The 6,672-nt window shown below is 67.5% G+C and carries 7 protein-coding genes and 1 pseudogene; all 8 read right to left on the minus strand.

Annotation, left to right across the window (positions count from 1 at the left end):
- Positions 1-174 precede the first annotated feature (174 nt).
- Positions 175-1,542 (minus strand): integrase, encoded by a 1,368-nt coding sequence (locus tag AB0B86_RS33295; RefSeq protein ID WP_357420586.1) that lies wholly within the window; start codon positions 1,540-1,542, stop codon positions 175-177.
- Entirely contained in the window at positions 1,539-1,733 is a 195-nt protein-coding gene (locus AB0B86_RS33300) for a helix-turn-helix domain-containing protein (RefSeq protein WP_279519739.1), read from the minus strand. Before AB0B86_RS33300 ends, AB0B86_RS33295 begins: the two co-directional genes overlap by 4 nt.
- Before the next feature lie 488 nt (positions 1,734-2,221).
- Positions 2,222-2,998, minus strand: a complete 777-nt coding sequence (locus AB0B86_RS33305) for a hypothetical protein (RefSeq protein WP_357420589.1) — start codon at positions 2,996-2,998, stop codon at positions 2,222-2,224.
- Positions 2,995-3,189: a helix-turn-helix domain-containing protein gene (locus AB0B86_RS33310; protein WP_279519739.1), complete on the minus strand. Its 195-nt coding sequence runs from the start codon at positions 3,187-3,189 to the stop codon at positions 2,995-2,997. The genes AB0B86_RS33305 and AB0B86_RS33310 overlap by 4 nt, the downstream gene beginning before the upstream one ends.
- Before the next feature lie 488 nt (positions 3,190-3,677).
- The gene (locus AB0B86_RS33315) at positions 3,678-5,237 is read right to left on the minus strand and encodes a hypothetical protein (RefSeq protein WP_357420591.1); all 1,560 of its coding nucleotides are present in this window, start codon (positions 5,235-5,237) and stop codon (positions 3,678-3,680) included.
- Positions 5,234-6,211, minus strand: a complete 978-nt coding sequence (locus AB0B86_RS33320) for a bifunctional DNA primase/polymerase (protein WP_357420593.1) — start codon at positions 6,209-6,211, stop codon at positions 5,234-5,236. The genes AB0B86_RS33315 and AB0B86_RS33320 overlap by 4 nt, the downstream gene beginning before the upstream one ends.
- A gap of 32 nt (positions 6,212-6,243) precedes the next feature.
- The gene (locus AB0B86_RS33325) at positions 6,244-6,489 is read right to left on the minus strand and encodes a hypothetical protein (protein WP_357420595.1); all 246 of its coding nucleotides are present in this window, start codon (positions 6,487-6,489) and stop codon (positions 6,244-6,246) included.
- Positions 6,489-6,672: pseudogene (locus AB0B86_RS33330) on the minus strand (hypothetical protein); the annotation flags it as partial. The pseudogene AB0B86_RS33330 and the gene AB0B86_RS33325, both read right to left, overlap by 1 nt.

A 6,672-nucleotide genomic window follows, 5' to 3' on the forward strand; every position in this document is an offset into this window, starting at 1 on the left:
GGCGGGGGCGCAGGTTCGAATCCTGCCGGGGGCACCATCCACGACCAGCACGAAAAGGCCCTTGACCAGGGGAAACCCGGTCAGGGGCCTTACTCGTGTGTCCGGCTGTGTCCGGCCGTCACCGGCCCGTGGCGGGTGTCTGTGCCATATCCGTGCCAAAGTTCGGAGGCTCGGTCAGTCGTGGCCGAACGCTCGTTCGACGCGCTGCCGGAGAGCGGCCTCACCGCCGTCTAGGCACTTGGCATAGATCCTGAGCAGCACCTCCACCGACTGCCCGGCCCAGTCGGCTACCTGAGTCGGCGGCACTCCCCCGTTGAGCTGTGTCGACACGGCAGCGTGCCGCAGGTCGTACGGGGTGCGTGCCAGCGGGGAGGCGTAGACCTCGGGGGTAAACACGGCGGCACGCGCCCACCGCCATACGCGGTTGATTGTCCCCTTGGGCAATTCCTCCTTGTTGCGCTCCCCCACGAATAACCGGCCGTCCGGGCCGTAGCCGAATAGCTCGATGTGGGTGTTGATGATTGCGGTTAGTTCGGGTGGGCAGGGAACCGTTCGCGTCTCCCCTCGGGCGCGTTGTTTGAGTTGGCGGCTATCCCGGTTCTTTCCGCTGTCGGTCCATTCCCGGCCCGCGTGCGGGTTGGCTCCGTCGAGAGTGAATTCTCCCCAGCCCTTCTCCGGTAGGTGAAGGTTCGGCTTTGCGAGGCGAACGGCTTCCTCTGGTCGCATAGCCGCGTAGTAGAGGCAGGCGTAGAAGGCGACCATGCGCGGCCCGATTCGCCCCTGTTCCCGCACCCCGTTCAGCAGTGTTCGCACCTGAACCGGGTTGGCCACTGATCGCCTGTCGATGGTCACAACGGTTTTCGGTGGCTTCCACTTCAGTTGCGGCAGCGGGTTTGCCAGCAGCGCACGTCTTTCCACTGCGTATTCGATTGCCGTGTTGAAAATCTTCCGGCGGCGACTGATGACGCTCGGCGCGGCCGGTGCACCGTCGAGTCGCACTGTGAGGCCATCCAGCACCGGCCGTAGCACTTCCGGGCGGCTAAGGCTTGCTACGTCACGAGTGTTCCGCTTCACCCAACTGAGTACCTTCGCCACGTTGGCGGGCATGTCTTCGGCGTTGCGGCGGGCGGTGTTGAATGCCCAACGGCCGAGGGCGTGGCGAAGTAGCTTGCCGTCCGGTCGCCCTTTTCCGCTGGTTAGCATGAGCACGGTAAGCGCGGTCAGCGCTTCGGCGTGAGTGCGTCTAGTCGTGGCGGCCACGTGCGGCCATTTCATGTCGGCAAATGAACACGCAAGCTCGTACCACGACATGGCAACTGTCTCTCGCCGCATGGTTACCGGACGTCCCGATTCGACGTCGAATGCTTCACCCTTCCGGGAAGCCGTTAGCAGTTCAGACCGGAAGCTTTCCGCGAGTGCCTTTGTCTTGAACACCTCTTTACGTGGCTGACCGGCAACCTGCCAGCGAACACGGTAGGTGCGCCCCTTCTTTCCTTCGTACGTTTCGGTCGTCCAGATGCGTACGTCATAGGTGGTGTTCAAGCGGCCTCCTCATAGAGCGATTCAAGCCAGGATTCGTAGTCGCGTCGTTCGATCCGGATCTCTCCGTTCGGCAGCTTGCGGGCGGGCGGACCTTTGCGCTTTGCACGCCAGTCGTAGAAGGTGGACCGGCTAATTCCAAGGTCGTCGCAAACATCGGAGATGGTGAGGTGTCGGTTTGCGGGGGTGGCCATAGGGCGTCCTTTCAGGAAGGGGCGCGCAACGCCCCGATTCGAACGCTGATGGCCCTCCGGCTCACATGGGCAAGCCGAGAAGGGTCGGGGTAGCGGCGCGGCAGAGCGGCGTAGGACGGCCCGCTGAGAGCGCCGTAGACGCAAGATCCGGGCAGGGTCGGGGTAAGGCATAGGGCCGAACCGGCTGTGTGGCTCTCAGCGGGCCGCGTACGTGGCCCGTCGCGGCCGATGGGTTGTGCTGCGCCAGAGCGGCTGAACCATCTCCGCATCTCCGCATCTCCGCAAACATGGCTGTGAGCTGGGCAAATGCTTGCGGAGATAGAGCAGGGTGGTGAGGGACCATCTCCGCAAAGAGCCGGGATCTCCGCAGTTGGTTGCGGAGATGCGGAGATCGATGATCCTCATGGTTCTGATCTCCGCAGAGTGTTTCCCCAGGTGGTGAGGGGTCGGTGCGGCGTTGCGGAGATGCGGAGATGGTTCAGCGGGTTTCACCCCTCGTGCCGCTCCACCCAGAACACCGACCGGTCGCCCCGGTCGTTGCGGCCGGCACGCACGACGTGCTCACCGCGCCACCGCCCGGCCTGCCCGGTCAGGAGTCGGCCGAGTTGCAGCGGGTTTGCCAGCAGCGCACGTCTTTCCACTGCGTATTCGATTGCCGTGTTGAAAATCTTCCGGCGGCGACTGATGACGCTCGGCGCGGCCGGTGCACCGTCGAGTCGCACTGTGAGGCCATCCAGCACCGGCCGTAGCACTTCCGGGCGGCTAAGGCTTGCTACGTCACGAGTGTTCCGCTTCACCCAACTGAGTACCTTCGCCACGTTGGCGGGCATGTCTTCGGCGTTGCGGCGGGCGGTGTTGAATGCCCAACGGCCGAGGGCGTGGCGAAGTAGCTTGCCGTCCGGTCGCCCTTTTCCGCTGGTTAGCATGAGCACGGTAAGCGCGGTCAGCGCTTCGGCGTGAGTGCGTCTAGTCGTGGCGGCCACGTGCGGCCATTTCATGTCGGCAAATGAACACGCAAGCTCGTACCACGACATGGCAACTGTCTCTCGCCGCATGGTTACCGGACGTCCCGATTCGACGTCGAATGCTTCACCCTTCCGGGAAGCCGTTAGCAGTTCAGACCGGAAGCTTTCCGCGAGTGCCTTTGTCTTGAACACCTCTTTACGTGGCTGACCGGCAACCTGCCAGCGAACACGGTAGGTGCGCCCCTTCTTTCCTTCGTACGTTTCGGTCGTCCAGATGCGTACGTCATAGGTGGTGTTCAAGCGGCCTCCTCATAGAGCGATTCAAGCCAGGATTCGTAGTCGCGTCGTTCGATCCGGATCTCTCCGTTCGGCAGCTTGCGGGCGGGCGGACCTTTGCGCTTTGCACGCCAGTCGTAGAAGGTGGACCGGCTAATTCCAAGGTCGTCGCAAACATCGGAGATGGTGAGGTGTCGGTTTGCGGGGGTGGCCATAGGGCGTCCTTTCAGGAAGGGGCGCGCAACGCCCCGATTCGAACGCTGATGGCCCTCCGGCTCACATGGGCAAGCCGAGAAGGGTCGGGGTAGCGGCGCGGCAGAGCGGCGTAGGACGGCCCGCTGAGAGCGCCGTAGACGCAAGATCCGGGCAGGGTCGGGGTAAGGCATAGGGCCGAACCGGCTGTGTGGCTCTCAGCGGGCCGCGTACGTGGCCCGTCGCGGCCGATGGGTTGTGCTGCGCCAGAGCGGCTGAACCATCTCCGCATCTCCGCATCTCCGCAAACATGGCTGTGAGCTGGGCAAATGCTTGCGGAGATAGAGCAGGGTGGTGAGGGACCATCTCCGCAAAGAGCCGGGATCTCCGCAGTTGGTTGCGGAGATGCGGAGATCGATGATCCTCATGGTTCTGATCTCCGCAGAGTGTTTCCCCAGGTGGTGAGGGGTCGGTGCGGCGTTGCGGAGATGCGGAGATGGTTCAGCGGGTTTCACCCCTCGTGCCGCTCCACCCAGAACACCGACCGGTCGCCCCGGTCGTTGCGGCCGGCACGCACGACGTGCTCACCGCGCCACCGCCCGGCCTGCCCGGTCAGGAGTCGGCCGAGTTGCAGCGGGTTGGGTAGCCGCCCGTTGTGGGTGGTGATGAACTGCCCATCCCACGGGTCGTTCACGTCGCTGCCGAGGTGCATCGGCTCGCCGTCTTGCCGCAGTTCGGCGGCGGTCATCGCGCGACCGCCGTGGCGGTCGTGCCAGCAAGTGAGGAACGCGCGCCAGCGCGTTTCGTCTTCATCGATCTCACGAATGTCCGCCGCGTTGGTCAGGAACCCGTCGATCCCGTGATGCGTCAGGAACCCGCCGAGGGCTTGCGCCCACGGGGTGAACTGCCGCATCGACAACCCCGACACCCGAGGTGCACCCCGTCGGGTCCAGTCGAGCACCAGCACCAACAGGTGCCACAGGACGGTGAGTTGGTTCGCCGGGTCGGTGATCCACTGGTCAAGGTGCGGGATGCCGAACCCGCGCTGGTCGCGCAGCTCGGGGCGGGGCATGTCCGGGTCAAGCCGCACCCGCACCGTGCGGGATGCCATGTCCCCGCCGACCTGGAGGTTGTTGCCGGTGGCCATCCATAGCCGGTCGTTGACGGTGGCGACGTTGCGCGACGCGCCGAGCTGCCGGTCGGACCAGACACCGGAGGTGACGAGCTGGGCGAGAACGGCGGAGTCGATGACGGTTCCTTCGGCCAGGTTGTCCCAGATGACCACCCCGACCTGTTCGGCCAGCACGGCCGTGATGGACTTGCGCAGTTCTTCATCGGAGTATGCCCAGGTCATGACGCGTTGGCCGTAGAGCATGCCCGGCCCGGCGGTGAGGATCGTCTTGCCCGATGACGGCATGGTCGCGTCGATCAGCGCGAACGGGGTCAAGCTGCGGGTGAAGTGCCGCAGGATCGGCGTGGCCAGCAGCGCAACGTAGTTGGCCCGGTCGGCGGCGGATGCCCACGGGAAGTCCCGCAGGAACCGGCCAAGCAGGAACGTGCGCGCCTCGCCGACCTGCTCCGGGGTCGGTTCGTCCGGCACCGGGGGAAGCGCGACTTTGGATGCCAGGTAGAGGCCGGTTGCCGGGTCGTAGCCCGGTTGCTGCAACAGGGTGCCGTCACGGCGCAGTACCGGGGCACCGATGATCCCGCGCAGCGGCGGCACGCCCGGCCACGTCTTCCCGGCCAGCACCGACGACAAGATGTCCCGAGGTGGGGTCACTTCGTCTTCGTAGACCTCGGGATCTCCGGTGTCGGACTTGCGGGTCTTGAGCCGATACACGTAGGCATGCTCGGCCAGCAACCCGGCCAACCCGGCGGGGTTGACCATGCTCGCGGACACCGGCAGCGGCGAATCCTCATCAGCGGCGGTCGCCAACCCACCGGACACGGCCTCCATGTGCACGAGCGAACCGGCGGACACGTACGTGTCGGGTAGCAACCCGTCGACCAGCGCGGCTTTGAGTACGCGGATCGTTTCGGGGCCGGACCCGATCTGCAACCGGGTGCTCATGCCGCCGCCCTCCCCACCCCGGCGAGGGTGCGCGGGTTGTTCGCCCCGGTCCGCAGCCCGGACGCGATCGTGCGAGCGACCTCCCCGGCGGGCAGGCCGAGCGACAGCGCGGCCGGTTCCAACACGGCGGTCACGTCGGCGTCGGTGAGCGCTCCCCCGGCCACGAGCTGCCCGAGCGCTACCGCCGAGGCGAATAGGGCGTGATTGCGCTGGCCCTCGGGGGCGGCGGTGAGGTGGTCGACCTGCCGGCGGATCGCGGCGGCGAGGTACGCGCCGCGCCGGTCCGGCGGCAGCGCCACCGGGGCAGGCCGGTGAGCGGGTCGCGGGGCGGGGGCGAGCAGCCCGGCCAGCCACGCGGACAGCGGCGCGGGGTCGCAGTCCAACGCCACCGCGTACGGGTGGCCAGCGGCGGTGCTTGCGGCGCCCACGACGTAGCCACCGTGGGCGCGGGTGTCGACCTTCCAGCCCAACCCGCCCCGGTCGCCGGTCGTGTTGCGCAACGCCGGGCCGGTGGTGGGGTGGCGGTAGTAGAGGTGACTGCCGCCGCTGGCCGTGGTCACGGTGTACGTGGCATCGATCCCGCCGTGTGGGTTGGCGAGGGTGGCGAACACGTCGAGGCCGTCACACGCGCCGGCCCACTGTGGCGGCGGGGTGTCGTCGGGGTGCTTGGGCACGTCGAGGTCGACCACGACCAGCCCGGACGGGCCGCACGCGATGCCGATCCCGTAGGGGCGGGTCGACCACGCCCGGCGGATACGGCCGGGGTCGGTGGTGGCGCGTTCCTCCCAGCCGACGTGACGGCCAGCGGCACGGCAGCGCGGGTCGATGCGGGGGCAGTGCTCGGCGGTGCAGCGGTTCGGGAACGCGGGCCGCTTGGCCGCATCCGGGTTGTCGGGCTGATCGTCGGGACGCAGCGGAAAGACGTGCCAGCCGCGCGCAGCGTGCGCGAGCGCGGCGGTCAACAGGTCAGACATGGGGCATCTCCCAAGGCTCGGAAGGATGGAGGTCACGCCGGGCGGCGTGACGCGCGCTCGGCGGCGAGGTCGACCACCGCGCCACGGCCGGTCGACCGCCGTCCGGCGGCGACGCTCAAGCGCAGATAGAGCCGGTAGCGGCCGGCATCGGCACCGGTCAGCGCGTGGCGGGTGCCGCGCTGAACCACGTGCCCGACGTCAGTCAGCGCGGCCGTCGCGGCGTCCAACTCGGCGCGGGTGCCGACTAGCCACACCTCCAGGCCGTGAGGCCCGGCCATCAGGCAGCCCGCCCGGGTCGGGGGCGACTCGCGATGGCGGCGCGGGTCACGGCCTGCCGCAGGTCACCGAGCAACCCGACCAACTGCCGGCGGGCGGCCAACTCGGACGGGGCGAGCGCGACCCTGACGCGCACCTCGGCGTGTTCCCGCCCGGCGGCGGTGCGTACCCGCACGAGGACGGCG

The sequence above is a fragment of the Micromonospora sp. NPDC049047 genome, assembly GCF_040649135.1.
Classification (GTDB): domain Bacteria; phylum Actinomycetota; class Actinomycetes; order Mycobacteriales; family Micromonosporaceae; genus Micromonospora.